The organism is Oceanospirillum sp. (genome assembly GCF_982874595.1).
This window is the reverse complement of record NZ_CEYNZH010000001.1, coordinates 248,450-269,484: the sequence shown is the minus strand read 5'-3', so window position 1 is coordinate 269,484 and position 21,035 is coordinate 248,450. Positions and strand designations below refer to the sequence as shown.

Genomic DNA, 21,035 nt, shown 5'->3' with positions numbered 1-21,035 from the left:
CCGATTGATTTCGCATAACGGACTTGGCGACTGCATTTAAATCTTTGTCAGATCAAAGTAGTAAAATAAAGACCTCGATGGGGTTTGCGTTCAGATCAGCAAGGTTTTACATTAGCTAATAGATATCCGGGGCACCGGCGGTTAACAGGGCAGAGTCAATGACATCATCCATCGATATCTTCACGGGTAAACTCCTTATCGTTGACGACGAACCCGTCAACGTTAAGCTGCTAGAACGAACCCTTGCCAAGGCAGGTTACAGCAACATCAGGTCTACACTGGACCCAAGGGAAGTTTGCGACCTGTTTGATGCTCACAATTTTGATCTGGTCCTTCTCGATCTCAATATGCCCTACATGGATGGCTTTGCTGTACTCACCGCCCTGCATGAACGCTTCAGCAGTCCTCCCCCGGTTCTGGTCCTGACCGCCCAGTCGTCGCAGGAATTCCGTACTCAGGCACTTGAGATGGGTGCTCAGGACTACGTGACAAAGCCCTTTGAGCGCAACGAACTTCTTCACCGTGTGAGCAACCTGCTTGGTAGTAAACTCTACCGCCATGCTCTGGAACGCCTGAATGAATCTCTTGAAGAGAAAGTCGCTGAACGCACTAAGCAACTGAATGAAACCCGCCTGCAGGTGGTTCGTCGTTTAGGTCGTGCTGCTGAATACCGGGATAATGAGACCGGCCTGCATATTGTCCGCATGAGTAAAATATCCCGACTACTGGGCGAAGCCTTGGGTATGGGGGCTTACGAGTGTGATCTTCTGCTGAACGCAAGCCCCATGCACGACATCGGCAAGATAGGCATTCCTGATCATATTCTGCTTAAGCCGGGTAAGTTTGAACCGGATGAGTGGGAGGTCATGAAGCAGCATGCTCAGATAGGAGCCGACATCCTCGAAGGCGAGGATTCTGATCTGCTGGGTATGGCCCGCGAAATCGCCCTGACGCACCATGAGAAATGGGATGGCACCGGCTACCCTAACGGCCTTAAAGGCGAAGATATTCCGCTGGTGGGACGTATCTGTGCCATCGCAGATGTATTCGATGCTCTGACATCTGAACGTCCCTACAAAAAAGCCTGGTCCGTTGATGATGCGATTAATTTGCTTCAGGAAAACCGAGGCACTCACTTTGATCCGGCCATCGTTGATGCGTTTATGGCCAATCTGGATGATATTCTGGCGATCCGCAACAGCCACCAAGAACCTCAGTAATCATCTAATCGGCAGAGCTTAAACCACAAACTTATCCACAGGCTGTGTATAAACCTGTTATTAAGGGGGTGTCTTCGGTGGATAAAGCCTGTTAATAGCCTGTTTATTCCTTTTTGACCTTTTACAGGGCGGGGCTTCCCGGCGTCTTACCCTAAGGCTCAATAGGAATCCTCCCCCAGATTGGTTAAGGTGACGATACGAATCACCAATGCAGGTTTAACCCTATGGCCTCGCTCGCCTCTTCCCTTCTATTACGCTTATTCAGTGCTCTGTTATTTTTGCTGGCAGCAAGTGGCTGTACTTCCAGTCAACCCGACAGGCACTTCAACAAACTCCCTTATCTGGCAAGCCTGAATAACGCGACGGTAACCGTCTCTGGTTTTTCCTCTGGTGGCTATATGGCCAACCAGTTACACCTTGCTCACCCGGAAGAGATCGAAGGCGCAGCCATTTTTTCTGCAGGTCCCTGGGGCTGCGCTATTAAAGGCCTGAGTCACGCCATGATGTCCTGCATGAAAACAACCTTACCGATGATCGGTCCGCAGGAACGCATGGCCATGCTACACAAAGCCAGCCGAAGCGGCGCCATTGGCGATCCGGCACTGTTGGTCGATGACCCTGTATATATCTTTATGGGGCAGAGTGATGATGTTGTCGATCCGGCTGTCACTGAAAGCTTGATCACGTTTTATCAGACGCTGGTGGCGGGTTATAACCTACGAATAACAACCCTACCTGATGCCAGCCACGGGTTCCCGACCCTACAAACAGATGCTAAATGCGGCTCCCCTTCCGGCAATCACCTTCAGAACTGCCATTTTGATGGTGCCGGCGAAGCGCTGACCACGCTCTATGGCAAATTGAAACCCGCATCAGAACCCGAAAAACTGAAAGGTAACGTTGAGGAGTTCGGCCAGCAGGAATTCTTTGATGGCAGAGGCATGCTGGACCGGGGTTATCTTTATATTCCCCAAGCCTGTCGGGAACAGGATGCTCAATGCCAACTGCATATCGCACTGCATGGGTGTGATCAAAGCGCAGAAGTTGCCGGTGACAGTTTTATCCGCGACAGTGGATTTAACCGCTGGGCAGACAGCAACAAGATTGTGGTGCTGTACCCCCAGGCGAAAAAAAGCCTGCCGAATCCGAAAGGCTGCTGGGATTGGTGGGGCTATGAATCTGAACCCTTCTTCTCACGCAATAACCAGCAGATATCAGCGATCATCGCTATGATACATCGCCTGAAAGGACGTCATGGATCATAGCGAATACTTGCTTACCTGCTTCAGTGCCCTGTGGATAATCTGATCATCAATAAAAAACCGCTTGCCCGAAGGCCAGCGGTTTTGTGTATAGCGGGTATGGGGAGTGTTTAACTTAACCCAAAACCTTCTTCATAAAAGGCGGCAGTGTCAGTGCACCACGGTGCATATCAGCCGTGTAGTAATCCGTCTCAAATGTTTTCGCAGCGGAATCCGCTTCACGGAAGGTTTTTACGTCAGAACCTTTACCCGCCATGGTGCAACTCCACCAGCCTGATGGGTACACCGGCTGAGGGAATGGCAGAGTCGCTGTGGTACTGAAACCCGCGGCCTGCATATCCACATGCAGATCCTTGATGATGCTGTCGGTGTGGTACAGCGGAGACTCAGACTGCTGAACCATGATGCCGCCCTGTTTCAGAATGCGGAAACAACGCTTGAAGAAGTCCACCTTAAACAGACCTTCGGCTGGCCCCACCGGATCCGTCGAGTCCACAATGATCAGGTCGATACTCTCTTCCGGGCACTCATCCACCCACTTCACGCCATCTTCAAACAGCAGCTCGGCACGGGGATCATCGTTGCTGTCGCACAGCGCCGGGAAGTATTTCTCAGACAGATCGGTAACCAGCTTATCGATATCGATCTGGGTTACTTTCTCAACGCCCGGGTGCTTCAGCACTTCACGCAGAGTACCGCAGTCGCCGCCACCGATGATCACAACACGCTTAGGATCAGGATGGCTGAACAGCGCCGGGTGAGACATCATCTCGTGATAGAGGAAGTTGTCGCGATCCGTCAGCATCACGCAGCCATCAATCACCATCAGGTTGCCATAGGTTTCCGTATCGTAGATTTCCAGTTTCTGATACGGACTCTGTTCCTCGTGCAGTTTCGCTTTTACTTTCAAAGAAAAGCCGGAACCACAGGAAGTGAAAACCTCAGTAAACCAGTTGTTGTCCAGTTGTTCGCTCATAGCTACCTCAACAATTGCATCTCAGAAACGTCTGCATCCCGGGCATTCATTCTGAAACCTGAGATGTGGTTGCACCTGATGGGAAGATGGCTTGCAGCCGAAACTCTTTTGTTTGAAAGAGCCGTTCAAGCCGTTTAAATAAGGGGCGCAACAATAACGGATTGCCCCTGCAGAAACAAAGATATTTTTAACCCAAAATCCGATAAAAGCCACCAGGAAAAACGGACAGAGTTTTTGTTTGATTTTTACAAAATTGAATGGATAATGCGCGCGCTTTTAAGTCGCCCTGAAAGCGATCAAATCACGACGAAAGCACACAGGAAAAAACTGCTTTCGTCATCAAAATGATCTACCCTCAAACCTGTTTTGTACCAGCCGACATTAACCTCAATATGACAAAAGGTGAGTAACGAAGAGATGACCGATTGGAGCCTTGAAGATGCGTTCCGCACATACAATATCGACCACTGGGGCAGTGACTACTTTGCTGTAAATCCTAAGGGTCGGGTTGTTGTTAAACCCAGCCCGGCGCAGCCGAATGCTGCGGTGGATCTGACACAACTTTGCCAGACGCTTCAGGCTCAGGGACTTTCGTTACCGGTTCTGGTTCGTTTCACCGATATTCTGCACCACCGTGTGAACCGCCTGTGCGCCGCCTTTGATAAAGCGATGCAGGAGCAGGAATACACAGGGGGCTACACTGCGGTTTACCCGATCAAAGTGAACCAGCAGCGCCGTGTGGTGGAAGAGATTCTGAACACCTCTGCCCGCTCCGCCAACCGTGTAGGTCTGGAAGCAGGCAGCAAACCTGAACTGCTGGCCGTGCTGGCACAAACGGGTCAGAAAAACTCGGTGATCGTCTGCAACGGTTATAAAGACCGCGAATACGTGCGTCTGGCGCTTTTGGGTGAAAAGCTCGGTCATAAAGTCTTTATCGTGATCGAGAAGATGAACGAGCTGAACCTTGTTCTGGAAGAGAGCAAAAAGATGGGGGTTAAGCCGCGCATGGGTATCCGTGCCCGCCTGGCTTCCATCGGTAAAGGTAACTGGCAGAACACAGGTGGCGAAAAGTCCAAGTTTGGTCTCTCTGCCAGTCAGATTCTGGATGTGGTAGAGCAACTGAAAAAAGCCGGTGCGCTGGATGCGCTGCAGCTGCTGCACTTCCATCTGGGTTCTCAGATCGCCAATATCCGTGATATTCAGCGTGGTCTGAAAGAGTGTGGTCGTTTCTATAACGAACTGTGCAATCTGGGCGCGAACGTACGCTTTGTGGATGTGGGCGGTGGTCTGGGTGTGGATTACGAAGGTACCCGTTCCCGCAGCATCTGCTCCATCAACTACAGCATGGAAGAGTACGCCAACAACGTGGTGCATGCGATTAACGAGGTTTGCACCAATAACAACCTGCCGCATCCGCATCTGATTACAGAATCCGGTCGTGCCATTACCGCACACCATGCGGTACTGATTACCGATGTGATCGATATCGAATCGCCGGATACCAATGCACCGGAACATATCGATGATGATGAACCGGCGGTGATTCAGGAGCTGTGGCGGGCCTTCCAGCTGGTCACTCAGGGTGCGGATGAGCGCTCTCTGGTGGAAAGCTATCACGATGTGGTGCAGGCGGTTTCTGAAGCGCAGGATATGTACACTCTGGGCATTCTGAGCCTGACCCAGCGCTCACTGGCGGAACGTATCTACACCGCAACCTGTGATCAGCTACGCGGGCAGCTGAATACCCGGAACCGTGCCCACCGCACCATTCTGGATGAGCTAAACGAGAAACTGGCGGACAAGCTGTTTGCTAACTTCTCCCTGTTCCAGTCGCTGCCGGATGTTTGGGGTATCGAGCAGATCTTCCCGATTCTGCCCCTGTCCCAGCTGCATCAGCCGCCGCTGCGCCGTGGCGTGATTCAGGATATTACCTGTGACTCCGATGGCCGTATCGACCTGTATGTGGACGGTCAGGGTCTGGAAACCACCCTGCCGCTGCCAGCCTGGCCGGAAGGTGAACAACGCCTGTTAGGGGTTTTCCTGGTGGGTGCTTATCAGGAGATTCTGGGGGATATGCACAACCTGTTCGGTGATACCGACTCGGTGGATGTTACGGTCAATGCCGACGGTGACGTGCAGATCAATCAGGTGATCAAGGGTGATACTGTGGCCAAGGTTCTGGAATACGTGAACTTTGACCCTATCAAGCTGATGGACAGCTACCGTGCCAAGATGGATGCCAGTGACCTGACCGATGAAGAGCAGGCGCTCTTTATTAAGGAACTGGAAGAGGGTCTGGCGGGCTATACCTATCTTGAATGACGTACTTATCGGGAATAAACAAAAAAGGCTGAGTCGTAAGACTCAGCCTTTCTTTCTCCGATTAGAGAGAAACCCGCTGATCAGATCGCAATACCTTCCGGCTCAGCCTCTTCGGCCTGCTTCTGCTCTTCTTCCTGCTGGCGACGTTCACGTTCAGCCTGCTGTTCCTGATACTCTTTCTTCAGGTATTCCGTACCTTCATCCAGCTTCTCGCTGGCCGCATCGGCAGCACGCTTTCCCCCTTCAACCAGGGAGTTACCAATACCCTTAATCGTCTCCCCGATAGCACCACTATCGGTTTCCGCTATTTTTTGTTTCGCAACATCAGCCGCTTCCTTACCGGTATCCCAGGCTTTGCTGCCCCAGTCTTTCAATTTACTGCCTATCTCTGCCGCGGTTTCTGCGGTTTCATCTGCCAGTGCCGAGGCTTTCTCTTTTAGGGCTTCTGTATCTGCCGCCTGCACAGGCAGGGCTATAGCTGTCAGTAATACCAAGGAGAAGATAAAAGGCTTCATGGTTCGGGTCATACCTTGATTCACAATGAGTTGTTATTAAGACACGAAGCGCATCGATGGGTTCCTTAGGAGGAACCCGGCAAAGTAATGTGATGTTGCTCTAACAGCTTAAACGTGGCCTCTGTATCCACCGGCCGGCTCAGCAAATAACCCTGAGCATAGGTGCAGCCTTTCTTCCGGAGCATATCCAGCTGAAATTCAGTTTCCACACCTTCTGCCACGGTTTCCAGATGCAGACTACGTCCCAGATTGATAATCGCAGTGGGAATAATCTGATCATTACGGCGTTCCGTCAGCTGTTGAGTAAAGGCGCGGTCAATCTTGAGCTTGTTAGCGGTAAAACGCATCAGATAACTCAGAGAGGAGTATCCGGCACCAAAATCATCAATGGAGATTTTAACCCCCAGAGCAGAGATATCCCGCAGCAGATTCTCGGTTTGCTCCGGCTGCTTCATCACTGTGGTTTCTGTGATCTCCACATGCAGTAACTCAGGGGCCAGGCCCGTACGCTTGAGTACATCTTCGATATAGGCAGGAAGCTCGGGATTTTCAAACTGAACAGCGGATAGGTTCACGGCCATCGCCACCGGATGTTCCAGCTGGCGATTCCAGATCGCCGCTTGTTCGCAGGCCGCTTCCAGTACCCAGTCGCCTATAGCATGAATAAGCCCGGTCTCTTCTGCATGTTCGATAAAATCGCCGGGATAGATGATTCTGCCATCTTCCGGTTGCCAGCGGATCAGCGCTTCAACCGCAGAAATAGAGGCATCTGCAATAGACACAATCGGCTGATAATGCAGAATAAATTCGTTCTGCGCGATCGCCTGCTTCAGCTGTCCGGTCAGCGCCATCCGGTCAAGATTTACTTCTGTCATTCCCGGATCAAACATCTGATAGCGGCCACGACCCGCTTCTTTAGCCTTGTACATCGCCATATCGGCATATTTTTTCAGCAACTCGCTGCCCGTAGCGTGCTCCGGGTAAAGACTGATACCGATACTGGCACCAACAAAAATATCCCGCTCAGCAATCTGCACCGGTCGGTCGATCTGCTCAATAATCTTACTGGCGACCACCTCCATATCCTGTGCTTCGTGCACACTACGCACGATGACCGTAAACTCATCGCCACTGATACGGGCAACCGTATCAGGCTCCCGAACACAGCTTTTAATACGACGCCCCACTTCCACCAGCAGCTCATCCCCTACGGAATGACCCAGCGTATCGTTGACGTACTTAAAGCGATCGAGATCGATATAAAGCACACCAAAGCGACTATGATCAGCAGAACAGGTACGAATCTCCTGCTCAAGGCGGTCGTTAAAGAGCACCCGGTTCGGTAGGTTGGTCAGTGGATCGTAATAAGCCAGGCGTTCCAGCTGTTGCTCGGTTTGCTTAAGGTTGCTGATATCCATGAAAACACCCACATAGTAGGTGTAATCAGACTGGCCATCGTTAACCGCATTAATACTGAGCCATTTCGGGAAGACTTCGCCGTTTTTTCGGCGATCCCAGATTTCACCACTCCATTGCCCGTTCTGGCTGAGGTTACTCCACATATCCCGATAAAATTCAGGATCATGACGGTCAGAACGGGTGATATTCGGATTTTTGCCCAATACATCCTGGCGACTGTAACCGGTAATCTGGCAATAAGCGGGATTCACTTCAAGAATGCGGGCGTCAGAGTCGGTAATAATCACCGCTTCACTGGTGTTATGCACCGCCATTTTAAAGAGCTGCAGCTGCTTCTCCGCTTCTCGGCGAAAATCCACCTCCTGCTGCAGGTTATTATTGATTTGCGCGAGCTCCTGAGTCCGCTCTTCAACCCGGTGTTCCAACTCATCATTGGCTAACTGTAATGCATCCAGCGCATTGTTCAGCTCAGACTCTGCATTTTCTTTAAAAGTGATCTCCTGACGCAGGCGCTGATTGGTTTCCTCAACCTTACTCTGCGTTATATCCAGAGCTACCAGGCTACGCTGGAAGCAGTCGATCGCTTCCGACATCTGCTGCAACTCTTTGGTTTTATAGTCCCGATCTCGCAGGCCTATTCGACGCTCACCGGAGGCCAGTTTATTCAGTGCCTTTATCATGCTGTGCAGGCTTCGGGAAAAATCCCCGGTCTGGCGGAAACTGAAAACGATCAGCATAAAGAGCACGATACTCATACCAAGAGTAAAGGCGATGACCTCCTGCTCTAAGCGATGCAGTTCAGTATTGGTATCCTTGGTAATCGTGTTTCCCATCAGTTCAAGGAAGGTAATGAACTGACGGTGAGTACCCGAGAAACTGCGGTTAAGCAGCAGTAACATACGTTCCGTTTCGTCATGGTTTTGCGAGGCATGTTCTAAGGTGGATTCAGCATTAACGGCATATCCTTCCAAGTCATCCACCAGAGCTTTAACCGCCGCATTGAGCGAGCGACTATTAAGGGATCGCTGTTGCTGAAACTCCTGCAAAAGGTTATCCCGAACCTGATAGATCACGTGCACCCGACTCAGACCGATGCTATGCAAGCTGCTACGATCATCCAGCTGCTGATAGCGGGTCAGCAGCTCCTGCAGAGAAACGTGGTTACGGGACAGGTCTGATAACAAGGTGGTATTACGGGCGATACTGGTCAGATCCTTAGTCACGATCTGACGCATACTGCTTTCCTGGCGGTTTACCAAGCCCAGCATCGTTGTAATAAAGATAACCACAACCAGGAAACCCATCGCTGGCACCGCGATCAGTTTCTGCCTGAGGGACAGGCGGCTAAGCATACTGGACTCCAATCACCGAAATCCCGGCACGCGGGTAATAGGTCAAAAACTGCTCGCTGCTATCTTCCATTGGCATATCCGAAACGCGTTACTGATAGAAATCTTTAGATAACTTTAAAAGACAACATTATATAGATGTCCGACTGAAGACCACAAAACTATTCAGAATAGAACAGAAAGCAAACGGGGCGATAATCATCGCCCCGTTATTTCGATCATAGACCAAGCGCTTTAACCTATCGGCTACAATTTGCTCCGTTTTATTACGCTGGGTAACTGAATCGGATGCCCGATCAGACAAAAGCCGGATCAGTGCGCCTGATCCCAGTTTTCGCCGCTGTCGGCTTCCACTAATAATGGCACATCCAGCTCAACGGCATGTTCCATCAGCGGCAGCAGACCGGCTTTAAACGCCTCCAGCTGAGCCTGGGGCACCTCAAACACCAGTTCATCGTGTACCTGCATAATCATCTTCACGCCGTTGCAGGCCGGATCATTGCCTTCAGCCAGCCAGTTATGCACGTTGATCATCGCTTTCTTGATGATATCTGCTGCGGTACCCTGCATCGGTGCGTTAATCGCGGTACGCTCCGCCGCTTTACGCATAGCACCGTTACTGGCGTTGATCTCCGGCAGATAGAGGCGACGCCCCAGCAGGGTCTCAACGTAGCCTTTCTCTTTGGCGCTTTCACGGATGCTGTCCATATAGCGTGCCACACCCGGATAACGGTCGAAGTAGCGCTCGATATAGATCTGCGCCTGACCGCGTTCGATATGCAGCTGCTTGGCTAAACCAAAGGCAGACATACCGTAGATCAGACCGAAGTTGATCGCTTTAGCGCTGCGGCGCTGATCGTTAGTGACCTGATCCGGCGTACAACCGAAGACCTCGGCCGCGGTCGCTTTATGCACATCCTGATTGTTCTTAAAGGCTTCCAGGAGGCCTTTGTCACCGGACAGGTGCGCCATAATACGCAGCTCAATCTGGGAGTAATCCGCTGCGACAATCACATTGCCCGCTTCCGGCACAAAGGCCTGACGGATACGGCGGCCTTCCTCGGTACGGATCGGAATATTCTGCAGGTTAGGATCACTGGACGACAGACGACCCGTGGCGGTGACCGCCTGATGATAGGAGGTGTGCAGACGACCGGTACGGGCGCTGACCATCTGCGGCAGCTTGTCGGTATAGGTGGATTTCAGCTTGCTTAAGCCACGATGCTCCATGATCAGCTTAGGCAGCGGATAGTCCAGTGCCAGCTCCTGCAACACCGCTTCTGCGGTAGACGGTTTACCCTTTGGCGTTTTCTTCAGCACCGGCAGCTTCATCTCATCATAGAGAATCTCACCCAGCTGTTTGGTAGAACCCAGATTGAACTCTTTACCGGCCAGTTCAAAGGCATCGCGTTCCAGCTCAGTTAAACGAGCCGTGATCTGCTGGCTTTGCTCGGCAAGCTTAGCAGTATCAATTTTGGCACCATTACGCTCAATGCGGGACAGTACCGGCACCAGTGGCAGCTCCACCTCGGCTAACAGATCGCCAAGACGACCTTCCGCCTGCACCATCGGCAGCAGCTTGTTGTGCAGGCGCAGGGTGATATCTGCATCTTCAGCGGCGTAAGGCGCGGCCTGTTCCATCTCGATCTGGTTAAAGGTCAGCTGCTTAGCGCCTTTTCCTGCGATCTGCTCAAAACTGATGGTGGTATGACCCAGATACTTGCTGGACAGGCTGTCCATGTCATGACGGGTGGCGGTGGAGTTGAGCACGTAGGACGCCAGCATGGTATCGCTGGCAACGCCCTGCAGCTCAATACCGTAGTTGGCCAGTACGTTGATATCGTATTTCAGATGCTGCCCGATCTTACCCTTAGTCGGATCTTCCAGCAGCGGTTTCAGCTGGTTCAGCACCCAGTCTCGATCCAGCTGCTCCGGTGCGCCCATATAGTCGTGGGCGACCGGTACGTAAGCTGCTTTACCCGCTTCCACGGCAAAGGAGACACCCACAATCTGTGCCTGCATATAATCTAGGCTGGTGGTTTCGGTATCAAAAGCAAACTGATCAGCGGCTTTCAGCTGTTCCAGCCACTTATTGAAGGCTTCTTCGGTCAGTACGGTTTCGTATTCACCGGCGATGGCCGGTTCTTCATCTTCTGCCGCCTGCTCGACTTCTGCAGCAGTGGCTTCTTCATTAGCAACCTTGTCAGAACTACCTTCAGCGCGATTCAGCGCGTTAAGCCAGGTTTTAAATTCCAGCTCAGCGTACAGCTCTTTCAGAGTGTCCGTATCCTGTGGTGCCAGCACCAGATCTTCAATGGTGACATCCAGCGGTACATCACACTTGATCGTCGCCAGCTCATAGGAGAGATAAGCCATATCTTTATGCTCAGCCATCTTCTTCGGCAGCGTCTTAGCACCACGGAAACTCAGCTCCGGAATCTTATCCAGATCCGCATAGATGGCATCCAGACCACCAATACCCTGCAGCAGACCCAGAGCAGTTTTCTCACCCACACCCGGAACGCCAGGAATGTTATCCACCTTGTCCCCCATCAGCGCGAGGAAGTCGATAATCAGCTCAGGGCCGATACCAAACTTGTCGTGCACACCCTGAATATCCATTACGGTGTCGGTCATGGTGTTTACCAGAGTCACCTTCTCGGTCACCAGCTGCGCCATATCTTTATCGCCGGTGGAGACAATCACCGAACGCCCGGCGGCTTCGCCCTGCTCCGCGAGAGTACCGATCACATCATCCGCTTCAACGCCATCAACACACAAAAGCGGCAGCCCCATCGCTTTAATCGCTTTATGCAGCGGCTCAATCTGGGAACGCAGATCATCCGGCATCGGCGGACGCTGGGCTTTGTACTCAGCGTACATGTCGTCGCGGAAGGTTTTACCCTTAGCATCAAACACCACCACAACCGGAGCCTGCGGATACTGTTTCAGCAGGCTCTTCAGCATGTTAATTACGCCTTTAATCGCACCGCTGGGCTGGCCCTTAGAGGTGGTTAAAGGTGGCAGGGCGTGAAAAGCTCGGTAAAGATAGGAGGAGCCATCAACCAGAACCAGAGGCAATTGGGTGGTGTCATTCATACAGGATATCAACTCAACTCGGTTATACTGGGAATATATTGGGATTCATCATAATGCACTCAGGATTCAGACCAAAGGTCTGACAAGGATTTAACATGAAACGCACTCCGTTTTTGACCTTATTTGCTGCTCTTCTGTTATCACTGCCCCTGAGCAGCGTCTACGCAGAAGATCAGCAACCGGAGCCGGAGATCACCATTCGTGATGGCGGTGACCGTACGCTGTACGAATATCGTGCGAACGGCATTCTCTACGCCATCAAAGTAAAACCTAAGGTAGGTGCAGAGTACTATCTGGTCGATGCCAACGGTGACGGTAACTTTGTCCGTAAAGAAACTACCCGTAAGTCTTTCCTGATTCCTGAATGGGTACTGCTTCGCTGGTAAAACGATCAAGCCATAAGAAAGCAGACCATCTTATTGATTTTGCAGTTTTTTTAATAAAAAATCGCTGCTGATTAATTCATTCCCTGCATACAGATAAGAGCACCGACCATGGCCGTTTACACTCAGGTTTCCGAGACTGAACTCAACTCCTTTCTGCAAGGCTACGGTCTGACGACTGATTACCAGCTGCAGGGACTGATGGGCGGTACTGAAAACACCACCTATCTCATTAGCTTTGATGGTCTGCAGGAAAGCTACATTCTGACCCTCTTCGAACAGGGTGATCACAGCGATCTGGGCTACTTTGTGTCTCTGCTGACCCAGCTGAAAGCTAAAGGTATGGATACCGTTGCGGCTCCCATGGCAGACAAAGCAGGGGAATATCTGCATACACTGTCCGATAAACCCGCATTACTCTTCCCTTGTCTGAGTGGCACCCACCCGGAAAATCCGGGCATTGCACAGGCCAAGCAACTGGGACAATGGCTGGGACAGATGCACGTTACCGCTCAGCCGTTTGAACTGCATAAGCCCAATAATCGATCGATCGACTGGATGAAGACGGTTGCACCGGATCTGCTGCCCTTGCTGGATGAGATGGATCAGCAGCTGATGCAGCTGGAGATCAGCCACTTTGCGGATCTGCTGGAGGAGTGCCCGGATCTGCCGGAAGGCGTACTGCACGGTGATCTGTTCCGGGATAACACCTTTTATGAAGGCGAAACCCTGACCGGCGTAATCGACTTCTACAACGGGTGTAATGGTCACCTGCTTTATGATCTGGCCGTCGTACTGAATGACTGGAGTTGTCAGGACGGCAGCGAACCGGATCTGGATATTCAAAGCGCTCTGCTGGAAGCCTACGAAAGTGTGCGTCCACTAACGGATACCGAGCGCCATGCTCTGCCCGGTTTCCTGCGCGCCTGCTCCCTGCGCTACTGGATCTCCCGCCTGCTGGCGAAACATCTGGCGGAAGAGGAAGGCCACGCCCACGGCTTTAAAGATCCTGAGCACTACAAACTGATTCTGCTAAACCGCATTAAGCAGGCGGGTTGGTAAACCAGCACACTGCCATCAAAAGACGAAACAGCGAAGACAAAAAAGGCGAAGCCCGATTACAGGCTTCGCCTTTTTTAATTCTTTAGCCGTGATAAACGCGCCAGCTTACTTCGCCTTAGGATCCATCAGGTTAACCACCTGAATCTCATCTTTCGGATCCGGCTGCGTCTGGTTAACGCGGGTTGCTGGTTCTGCCAGCTCTGGTGGTGCGGTCAGTGACATCTCATCGGTGAAGTCACAGGCAACACACTCACGATGCTGGATATCATCCTCGGTCCAGGCTTTCAGTTTATCCATCTCACCACAGCGCGGGCAGACTGCACCGGCGATAAAGCGTTTCACAATTGTCATATTTTTACCTGTAAAAGACCTGTAAAAAGTACCTGTTTAGTGTTTTTCAACCGAACAGGGCGGCCATTATGCCGCCCTGTTCCGGGGAACACTATTAGCGTTCCGGCTTATTCCGCTTTTAAGAGCCTACTCTTAATAGGCTGCGCTTAACCCTGAATACCACAGTGGCGCAGCAGGGCATCCACCTTAGGCTCACGGCCACGGAAGGCTTTAAACAGCTCAGCCGGTTCACGGGAACCGCCCATCTCCAGAATGTTTTCCCGGAAGGAGCGGCCAGTCGCTTCGTTAAAGATACCTTCCTCTTCAAAGCGGGAATAAGCATCAGCAGACAGCACTTCCGCCCACTTGTAGCTGTAGTAGCCTGCCGCATAACCACCGGCGAAGATATGGCTGAAACCGTGCTGGAAGCGGTTAAACGGCACCGGCGGCAGTACCGCCACCTGATCACGTACCTCATCCAGCAGCTGCTGTACGCTGGAATCCCACTCCGGCTGATATTCGTTATGCAGACGGAAGTCGAACAGCGAGAATTCCAGCTGGCGCACCATCATCATGGCGGACTGGAAGTTCTTCGCCGCCTGCAGTTTATCCAGCATCTCCTGTGGCAGCGGCTCACCGGTATCTACGTGACCTGCAATCAGATCCAGACCTTCTTTCTCGTAGCAGAAGTTCTCCATAAACTGGCTAGGCAGCTCTACCGCATCCCAGGCCACACCGTTGATACCGGAGACATCGGCGACATCGATTTTGGTCAGCATGTGGTGCAGGCCGTGACCAAACTCGTGGAACAGAGTGGTGACTTCATCGTGGGTCAGCAGCGCGGGCTTACCCCCCACCGGCGCGGAGAAGTTACACACCAGATACGCCACCGGCAGCTGAACAGAACCATCCGCTTTACGACGGCGCACACGGCAATCATCCATCCAGGCTCCGCCACGCTTGTTTTCACGGGCGTACAGATCCAGATAGAAACCAGCAATCGGCTGACCGTCCTGCGAGATCTCGTAGTATTTGGCATCGTCGTGCCAGCGATCCACCTGCTCGGTTTTCTCTTCGATGGTGATGCCGTACAGGCGATTCACCACCTCAAACATACCGGCGATCACTTTCGGAGCCGGGAAGTAAGGACGCAGCTCTTCCTGAGAAATGGCATAACGCTGCTGGCGCAGCTTCTCGCTGTAGAAACCGGTATCCCAGGCTTTCAGTTCACCGTCAAAACCCTGTTCGTTAGCGTAGGCCTGCAGCTCTTTAAACTCCTGACGGGCCTGAGGCACAGAACGCTCGGCCAGATCCGTCAGAAAGCCCAGCACTTCATCGGTGCTGGAAGCCATCTTGGTTTCGATGGAGTATTCGGCGTAGCTGTTAAAGCCCAGCAGTTGCGCCAGCTCATGACGCAGCTGCAGAATCTCATCCATGACTGGGGTGTTATCCCACTGACCGGCATTCGGGCCCTGATCTGATGCGCGGGTGACAAAGGCGGTGTACACCTCTTCACGCAGGGAGCGGTTTTCGGCGTAGGTCATCACCGGATGGAACGCCGGGAAATCCAGCGTAATCAGCCAACCGTCCAGCTCTTTCTGCTGAGCCAGTTGCTGCAGCAGACCCAGCGCGCTTTCCGGCAGACCGGCCAGCTCTTGCTCGTCGGTGATATGTTTGGTCCAGCCCTGAGTCGCATCCAGAACGTTCTCGGCAAACTTGTTGCTCAGCTCGGACAGGCGGGATTTCAGCTCGCCGTAACGCTTTTTCTTCTCGGCAGGCAGGTCGATACCGGACAAGTGGAAATCACGCAAGGTGTTGTTGATCGCTTTCTGCTGCGCTTCGTTCAGGGTGGCAAATTCAGGGCTGGCTTTCAGCGCCTTGAAGCTTTCACACAGGGCTTCGTTCTGACCGATCTCGGTACTGTACTGGGACAGTTTCGGCAGGCAGGCGTTGTAGGCTTCACGCAGCGCATCGCTGTTCAGTACGCCGTTCAGGTGGCCCACCGGTGACCACATCTGCGCCAGGCGGTCTTCATGTTCACTCATCGCCTGAGCCAGAGATTCCCAGCTTGGGTTTTCCTGCTGTTGCAGTTCGGCAATCGCCGCGCGGTTGTCCGCCAGAATCTGATCCAGTGCCGGCTCAATCATTTCCGGTTTGATCTGGCTGAAAGGTGGCAGGGTGTGACTTTCAAGTAACGGATTGCTCATGGATGAATCCTTATCAGTAATCTTTGGCTTTTTCGCTTACAGTGAATATGGGGACAGACCACAGAAATTCCACCGTGCCGCAGGTTATAATCACCATAGCGCTTTCCCTATTTTACGATAACGACAACTAAAACGGAGCTTCAGCCATGTCCACAGCCAAACCGGAAAACACCGCTTCTGCACCCGCCACCAATATTCGCCCTTTTAAAGAGTGGACACCCCAGCTGGGCGAGCGCGTGTTTGTTGATCCGACCGCCGTGGTTCTGGGGGATGTTGAGCTGGGGGATGATTGCTCCGTGTGGCCGTTAACCGTGATCCGGGGTGATATGCACCGTATCCGTATCGGCAACCGCACCAGCGTGCAGGATGGTTCGGTACTGCATATCACCCACGCAGGCCCCTTCAACCCGGATGGTTTCCCTTTGATTATTGGCGATGATGTCACCATCGGCCATCAGGCGATGCTGCATGGCTGCACCATAGGTAGCCGGATTCTGATCGGTATGGGTGCTATGGTGATGGACGGTGCGGTTGTTGAAGATGATGTCATTGTCGGTGCCGGTAGTCTGGTGCCACCGGGCAAAGTGCTGGAGTCCGGTCATCTGTATGTCGGCCGCCCGGTGGAGAAAAAACGCCCGCTGACCGAGAAAGAGATGAAGTTCTTCACCTACACCGCCGGTAACTATGTGAAGCTGAAAGACGAGCATATCGCGGAAGGCTATAACGGCTGAGTCTGTTAAGCCGTACGACACCTGAACCCTGCTCCGGCGGGGTTCTTTACTTTTAAGAACCGAATAGCACCAAATAGAGGCTGTACTCAAAATTCATTTCAGCGATAATTCCTCAGAATACCCCGTTTGATTATATTCGTTTGATTACAACACTGTGCCAGCCACCGGCACAGCTGACTGCGAAAGGATTATTTATGCCATCACAACAGGTTTCCCGTTGGTTCAAAAAAGCACTGATTACGGGTATCAGTGCCGCCCTTCTGACCGCCTGCGCCAGCTCGCCTACGGGTCGCAATCAGCTCAAACTTTTCCCCAGTTCAGAGATCGATCAGATGGGTGTGCAGTCCTTTGCTCAGATGAAGGAAGAAACACCGGCAACCACCAACACCTCCACCAGCCAGTATGTAAATTGCGTGGCAAATCAGGTGATCGCACAGGTGCCCTCCAAATACGGCATTAAAAACTGGGAAGTGGTGGTATTTGATTCGGAACAGGTGAACGCCTTCGCACTGCCCGGCGGTAAGGTGGGGGTTTATACCGGCCTGCTGAAAGTGGCTAACAACCAGCATCAGCTGGCAGCGGTAATAGGTCATGAGCTGGCGCACGTTTTAGCCGAGCACGGTAACGAGCGTGTTTCCACCGCCTTTGCCACCCAAACCGGTCTGGCGCTGGCCTATAAGATCAGCGGTGAGCCAAGCGAAGAGAAAGATCAGCTGTTTGCTCTGTTGGGTATCGGTTCTCAGGTTGGCGTTATTTTACCCTTCGGGCGGGTACAGGAAAGTGAAGCGGACGTGATGGGGCTGGAACTTATGGCCAAAGCCGGCTTCCAACCGGAGCAGGCTGTCAGCCTGTGGCAAAACATGTCAAAGGCCAGTGGTGGTAAAAGTCAGCCCGAACTGCTGTCGACTCACCCATCCCACGATCGCCGGATTAAAGATCTGCAGAAACTGATGCCGAAAGCCAACGCCCTGTATCAGAAGGCAAAAGCCGCTGGCCGGGTACCAAGCTGTAAGATCTGATCTTCCCGATCAGCAACTGATGATTTAACAGGTAACGCAAAACGAGATGATGTATTCGATTAAAAACCGCTGGGTACTTTGGGGCTTAGCATTAATGGTTGTGCCATCGGTGGCGATGATGAGTGGCTACTGGGCGGAACTGACCGACGTACAGAAGTGCATTGCTGAGGGCATGGGCTTTGATTACCGGGTGGGAGAATGCATCGAAGGACGTACCATTTTCGTTCCCTTCTCTGAGCGTCAGCCTCTTCTCGTCAACAGCGGTATTCTGCTGTCGATGCTGGGCTTAGTGCTGTGTCTGATCGGGCTGTATAAAAAGCGCTGATTTCTACAGCGGACATGTGGGTCGCCCTTCAGGGCGTCAGTCGTTAAAAACAACTGACGGGCTAAAGCCCGACCCACATACTGATTCCGTATTAACCTATCAGCCTTTCAGCTGTGCCCGAAGATCCGCCAGTACCTCTGCGGTATCCGGTTTTACACCCCGCCAGATGCGGAACGACTCGGCAGCCTGCTCCACCAGCATACCCAGACCATCAATCGCCTCGGCTGCGCCATGTTCCAGTGCCCACTGGTTAAAGACCGTGGTTTCTGCACCGTACATCATGTCGTAGCAGGCCGCATGCTCCGCCAACAGGCTATCCGGAAGCGGTGGCAGATCACCAGACAGGCTGGCTGCCGTACCATTGATGACCCGATCAAACTGCTGGCCTTCAAGATCGCTAAACCCACAGGCAGAAAGGGTGCAACCTTCCGGAAGCAGGTCTTTAAAGATATCGACGAGAAGTTCTGCTTTAGACACGGTACGGTTCGCAATCACCACAGAAGCTGGATTCTGTTCCAGAATCGGTTCGATAACACCGCGAACAGCACCACCGGCTCCCAGAATCAGCACCCGCTGCCCTTTAATGTCCACCTGCTGGTTATCGGTCAGGTCACGCACCAGTCCGACGCCGTCTGTAGTATCACCCCAAAGCTGACCATCTTCCGCCTGCCAGAGGGTATTCACAGCACCGGCCCGCTGAGCACGGGCGGTCAGTTGCTCTGCCGTGTCATAGGCATCCTGCTTGAAAGGTACGGTGATATTACAGCCCCGCCCCTGATCCGCCAGAAAAGCACGCAGGGATTGCGCAAAAGCATCCACCGGTGCCAGCAAGGCTTCGTAACTCAACAGCTGCTGGGTCTGACGGGCAAACGCCTGATGAATCTGCGGCGACTTGCTGTGGGCAATAGGATTACCAAATACCGCGTAACGATCGGTCATCTTAAACCTCCGTCGCCTGAGGCGTTGCGATCTGTCCGGAGGTCACTTCCACTACCACCGGCTTCAGCGCCTGAACGAGACCTTCCGGATCACCATAAAAATCTTCATGCTGAATCTTCTGGTAACGGCCACGGTACTTAATGGCAAAGGTCGGATAACCCTGACCTTCCGAGGAGGTCATCATGTTATGGCCCTGAGTAAACAGCGGGTCCATCAGATCAGACCAGGTTGCCGGTTTGCTCAGCTTCTCTTTCAGTGTGCTCTGATCCTCTAACAGGCCATCGGTGGCGCTGATCAGCAGATCGGTTTCATTCAGACTGAAGCCTTCACGGAAATGGTGGTTCTGCAGACGCTTGATGTAATCCAGTGTCTTTTCCGGATCCCCCTGCAGAATCAGCTCATGAATGGCGATACTGGCCGGACGGGAATCCAGCGCACAGTCCGGCTGCTGAATCAGTTGCTTAAAGCCCATACCGATAGTCTGACCAGTAATCTGCTCGATACGCTGGCTGGCAGCCAAAATATGATCACGGAAACGCGGCCCCAGCACGCGGGATTCGCGAATCAGACCACCCAGATAGATCTGCCACTGCAGCTGATCACCAAACTCTTCCCGCATCGCTTCCACAATAGGGGCTGCGGCATAACACCAGCCACAGAGCGGGTCCATAATGTAAGCAACCTGAAGTTTTTGGCTGGAATCTTTATCGGTAGGCATAGCATCGTTTGCGGCCTGTTGGCTCATCTTCTGGCTCCTGCAGGATATTCAGGAACGTCTTTCAGCAGACGTTTCAGATAACAATTTGAATAGGTCTTAGAACCGGACAGCGGGTAACTGCCCAGTTTGTTTTTTGAAAAATCAGATCCAGTCACGGTGCGGCAGGAAGCGTTCATAAAGCTCGGCTTCGGCACTGCCTGCTTCCGGCTCGTAACCATAATCCCAATGCACCACAGGCGGCAGAGACATCAGGATCGACTCGGTACGACCACCGGATTGCAGGCCAAACAGAGTGCCACGGTCAAAGACCAGATTGAACTCCACATAGCGACCACGACGGTAGCACTGGAACTTGCGCTCACGCTCACCAAATGGCGTCTCTTTACGCTTGGCGACGATAGGACGGTAAGCCTCCAGATAGCTGTCACCCACCGCCTGAATAAACTTAAAGCACTCTTCAAAGCTGCCAAAGGTGGCTTCGTTCAGATCATCCATAAAGAGACCACCGACACCACGGGCTTCATCACGGTGCTTCAGGTAGAAGTACTCGTCACACCATTTTTTGTACTTGGGATAAACCTCTTCCCCGAATGGCTCACAGGCCTTCCTGGCCACCTGATGCCAGGCAACGCAGTCTTCTTCAAAACCGTAATAAGGCGTCAGATCGTAGCCACCGCCAAACCACCAAACCGGCTCTTCGCCTTCTTTCTCGGCAACGAAGATACGCACATTCATATGGGAGGTCGGCACGTAAGGGTTTTCAGGGTGCATCACCAGAGACACACCGGCTGCATGGAAACTACGTCCGGCCAGCTCCGGGCGAACCGCTGAAGCGCTCGGTGGCAGCTTACCGCCGAAGACATGAGAGAAGTTCACGCCGCCTTTCTCAAAAACCGCACCCTCGGTAATCAGACGGGTACGACCACCGCCACCCTGTTCACGCTGCCAGTTATCTTCCTGAAAACCAACCTTGCCATCTTCTTCAGCAAGACCGGCACAGATACGATCCTGCAGGTCGAGCAGATAGGATTTAACGGCTTCAAAATCGACAGCACTCATGGCGTTCTCCGGTGGTTAAGGTTCAGGCAGGCTCTTAAAAAAGCGATCAATCACAGAGCCGGACTGAGAAAAAAGGTATGGAGTATCCGGACAGGAAACC

The 21,035-nt window shown here is 52.5% G+C and carries 17 protein-coding genes; 8 read left to right on the top strand and 9 right to left on the bottom strand.

What is annotated here, in order from left to right; all coding sequences use genetic code 11:
* The first annotated feature begins 158 nt into the window (after nucleotides 1-158).
* Nucleotides 159-1,220, top strand: coding sequence for an HD domain-containing phosphohydrolase (locus AC4GL5_RS01185; RefSeq protein WP_490380954.1), 1,062 nt, complete (start codon nucleotides 159-161; stop codon nucleotides 1,218-1,220).
* A gap of 224 nt (nucleotides 1,221-1,444) precedes the next feature.
* Nucleotides 1,445-2,485 (top strand): extracellular catalytic domain type 2 short-chain-length polyhydroxyalkanoate depolymerase, encoded by a 1,041-nt coding sequence (locus AC4GL5_RS01180; RefSeq protein WP_490380953.1) that lies wholly within the window; start codon nucleotides 1,445-1,447, stop codon nucleotides 2,483-2,485.
* 112 nt (nucleotides 2,486-2,597) lie between these two features.
* Here AC4GL5_RS01180 and speE read toward each other — a convergent pair whose 3' ends face one another.
* Nucleotides 2,598-3,458 carry a polyamine aminopropyltransferase gene (gene speE, locus AC4GL5_RS01175; protein WP_490380952.1) on the bottom strand — a complete coding sequence of 287 codons (861 nt, stop codon included), beginning with the start codon at nucleotides 3,456-3,458 and terminating at the stop codon, nucleotides 2,598-2,600.
* 417 nt (nucleotides 3,459-3,875) lie between these two features.
* Between speE and speA the strand changes: the two genes are divergently transcribed.
* Complete coding sequence (gene speA, locus AC4GL5_RS01170) at nucleotides 3,876-5,780, top strand: biosynthetic arginine decarboxylase (RefSeq protein ID WP_490380951.1); 1,905 nt, start codon at nucleotides 3,876-3,878, stop codon at nucleotides 5,778-5,780.
* Between the two features lie 80 nt (nucleotides 5,781-5,860).
* Here the strand turns inward: speA and AC4GL5_RS01165 are convergent, their stop codons facing one another.
* From AC4GL5_RS01165 to polA, 3 genes are all read right to left on the bottom strand, one after another.
* Nucleotides 5,861-6,295, bottom strand: a complete 435-nt coding sequence (locus AC4GL5_RS01165; protein WP_490380950.1) for a hypothetical protein — start codon at nucleotides 6,293-6,295, stop codon at nucleotides 5,861-5,863.
* 65 nt (nucleotides 6,296-6,360) lie between these two features.
* Nucleotides 6,361-9,066, bottom strand: a complete 2,706-nt coding sequence (locus AC4GL5_RS01160) for a putative bifunctional diguanylate cyclase/phosphodiesterase (RefSeq protein ID WP_490380949.1) — start codon at nucleotides 9,064-9,066, stop codon at nucleotides 6,361-6,363.
* 309 nt (nucleotides 9,067-9,375) lie between these two features.
* A complete protein-coding gene (gene polA, locus AC4GL5_RS01155) occupies nucleotides 9,376-12,162 on the bottom strand; it encodes a DNA polymerase I (protein ID WP_490380948.1) in 2,787 nt (928 codons plus the stop codon).
* A 95-nt stretch (nucleotides 12,163-12,257) separates the two neighbouring features.
* Here polA and AC4GL5_RS01150 point away from each other — a divergent pair, with 95 nt between their 5' ends.
* A complete protein-coding gene (locus tag AC4GL5_RS01150) occupies nucleotides 12,258-12,548 on the top strand; it encodes a DUF2782 domain-containing protein (protein ID WP_490380947.1) in 291 nt (96 codons plus the stop codon).
* Nucleotides 12,549-12,656: 108 nt separating this feature from the next.
* Nucleotides 12,657-13,607, top strand: coding sequence for a homoserine kinase (locus tag AC4GL5_RS01145; protein ID WP_490380946.1), 951 nt, complete (start codon nucleotides 12,657-12,659; stop codon nucleotides 13,605-13,607).
* A gap of 105 nt (nucleotides 13,608-13,712) precedes the next feature.
* Here AC4GL5_RS01145 and AC4GL5_RS01140 read toward each other — a convergent pair whose 3' ends face one another.
* Nucleotides 13,713-13,958 (bottom strand): YheV family putative zinc ribbon protein, encoded by a 246-nt coding sequence (locus AC4GL5_RS01140; protein WP_490380945.1) that lies wholly within the window; start codon nucleotides 13,956-13,958, stop codon nucleotides 13,713-13,715.
* 146 nt (nucleotides 13,959-14,104) lie between these two features.
* On the bottom strand, nucleotides 14,105-16,144 hold the full coding sequence (prlC, locus tag AC4GL5_RS01135) for an oligopeptidase A (protein ID WP_490380944.1): 2,040 nt from the start codon (nucleotides 16,142-16,144) through the stop codon (nucleotides 14,105-14,107).
* Between the two features lie 146 nt (nucleotides 16,145-16,290).
* On the opposite strand from prlC, the gene AC4GL5_RS01130 reads away from it, so the two are divergent.
* The 3 genes from AC4GL5_RS01130 (at nucleotide 16,291) to AC4GL5_RS01120 (ending at nucleotide 18,219) form a co-directional block, all read left to right on the top strand.
* A complete protein-coding gene (locus AC4GL5_RS01130; RefSeq protein ID WP_490380943.1) occupies nucleotides 16,291-16,875 on the top strand; it encodes a gamma carbonic anhydrase family protein in 585 nt (194 codons plus the stop codon).
* 194 nt (nucleotides 16,876-17,069) lie between these two features.
* Nucleotides 17,070-17,894 carry a M48 family metallopeptidase gene (locus AC4GL5_RS01125; protein WP_490380942.1) on the top strand — a complete coding sequence of 275 codons (825 nt, stop codon included), beginning with the start codon at nucleotides 17,070-17,072 and terminating at the stop codon, nucleotides 17,892-17,894.
* A gap of 46 nt (nucleotides 17,895-17,940) precedes the next feature.
* Nucleotides 17,941-18,219 (top strand): hypothetical protein, encoded by a 279-nt coding sequence (locus AC4GL5_RS01120; protein WP_490380941.1) that lies wholly within the window; start codon nucleotides 17,941-17,943, stop codon nucleotides 18,217-18,219.
* 99 nt (nucleotides 18,220-18,318) lie between these two features.
* Here AC4GL5_RS01120 and aroE read toward each other — a convergent pair whose 3' ends face one another.
* From aroE to hemF, 3 genes are all read right to left on the bottom strand, one after another.
* Nucleotides 18,319-19,158 (bottom strand): shikimate dehydrogenase, encoded by an 840-nt coding sequence (aroE, locus tag AC4GL5_RS01115; RefSeq protein WP_490380940.1) that lies wholly within the window; start codon nucleotides 19,156-19,158, stop codon nucleotides 18,319-18,321.
* Between the two features lies 1 nt (nucleotide 19,159).
* Nucleotides 19,160-19,903, bottom strand: coding sequence for a hypothetical protein (locus AC4GL5_RS01110; RefSeq protein ID WP_490380939.1), 744 nt, complete (start codon nucleotides 19,901-19,903; stop codon nucleotides 19,160-19,162).
* A gap of 114 nt (nucleotides 19,904-20,017) precedes the next feature.
* Nucleotides 20,018-20,935 (bottom strand): oxygen-dependent coproporphyrinogen oxidase, encoded by a 918-nt coding sequence (gene hemF / locus AC4GL5_RS01105; protein ID WP_490380938.1) that lies wholly within the window; start codon nucleotides 20,933-20,935, stop codon nucleotides 20,018-20,020.
* Nucleotides 20,936-21,035 lie beyond the last annotated feature (100 nt).

Coding starts and splice junctions, on each gene's coding strand:
- AC4GL5_RS01185 (WP_490380954.1), top strand. CDS start 159: ATGACATCATCCATCGATATCTTCACGGGTAAACTCCTTATCGTTGAC.
- AC4GL5_RS01180 (WP_490380953.1), top strand. CDS start 1,445: ATGGCCTCGCTCGCCTCTTCCCTTCTATTACGCTTATTCAGTGCTCTG.
- speE (WP_490380952.1), bottom strand. CDS start 3,458: ATGAGCGAACAACTGGACAACAACTGGTTTACTGAGGTTTTCACTTCC.
- speA (WP_490380951.1), top strand. CDS start 3,876: ATGACCGATTGGAGCCTTGAAGATGCGTTCCGCACATACAATATCGAC.
- AC4GL5_RS01165 (WP_490380950.1), bottom strand. CDS start 6,295: ATGAAGCCTTTTATCTTCTCCTTGGTATTACTGACAGCTATAGCCCTG.
- AC4GL5_RS01160 (WP_490380949.1), bottom strand. CDS start 9,066: ATGCTTAGCCGCCTGTCCCTCAGGCAGAAACTGATCGCGGTGCCAGCG.
- polA (WP_490380948.1), bottom strand. CDS start 12,162: ATGAATGACACCACCCAATTGCCTCTGGTTCTGGTTGATGGCTCCTCC.
- AC4GL5_RS01150 (WP_490380947.1), top strand. CDS start 12,258: ATGAAACGCACTCCGTTTTTGACCTTATTTGCTGCTCTTCTGTTATCA.
- AC4GL5_RS01145 (WP_490380946.1), top strand. CDS start 12,657: ATGGCCGTTTACACTCAGGTTTCCGAGACTGAACTCAACTCCTTTCTG.
- AC4GL5_RS01140 (WP_490380945.1), bottom strand. CDS start 13,958: ATGACAATTGTGAAACGCTTTATCGCCGGTGCAGTCTGCCCGCGCTGT.
- prlC (WP_490380944.1), bottom strand. CDS start 16,144: ATGAGCAATCCGTTACTTGAAAGTCACACCCTGCCACCTTTCAGCCAG.
- AC4GL5_RS01130 (WP_490380943.1), top strand. CDS start 16,291: ATGTCCACAGCCAAACCGGAAAACACCGCTTCTGCACCCGCCACCAAT.
- AC4GL5_RS01125 (WP_490380942.1), top strand. CDS start 17,070: ATGCCATCACAACAGGTTTCCCGTTGGTTCAAAAAAGCACTGATTACG.
- AC4GL5_RS01120 (WP_490380941.1), top strand. CDS start 17,941: ATGATGTATTCGATTAAAAACCGCTGGGTACTTTGGGGCTTAGCATTA.
- aroE (WP_490380940.1), bottom strand. CDS start 19,158: ATGACCGATCGTTACGCGGTATTTGGTAATCCTATTGCCCACAGCAAG.
- AC4GL5_RS01110 (WP_490380939.1), bottom strand. CDS start 19,903: ATGAGCCAACAGGCCGCAAACGATGCTATGCCTACCGATAAAGATTCC.
- hemF (WP_490380938.1), bottom strand. CDS start 20,935: ATGAGTGCTGTCGATTTTGAAGCCGTTAAATCCTATCTGCTCGACCTG.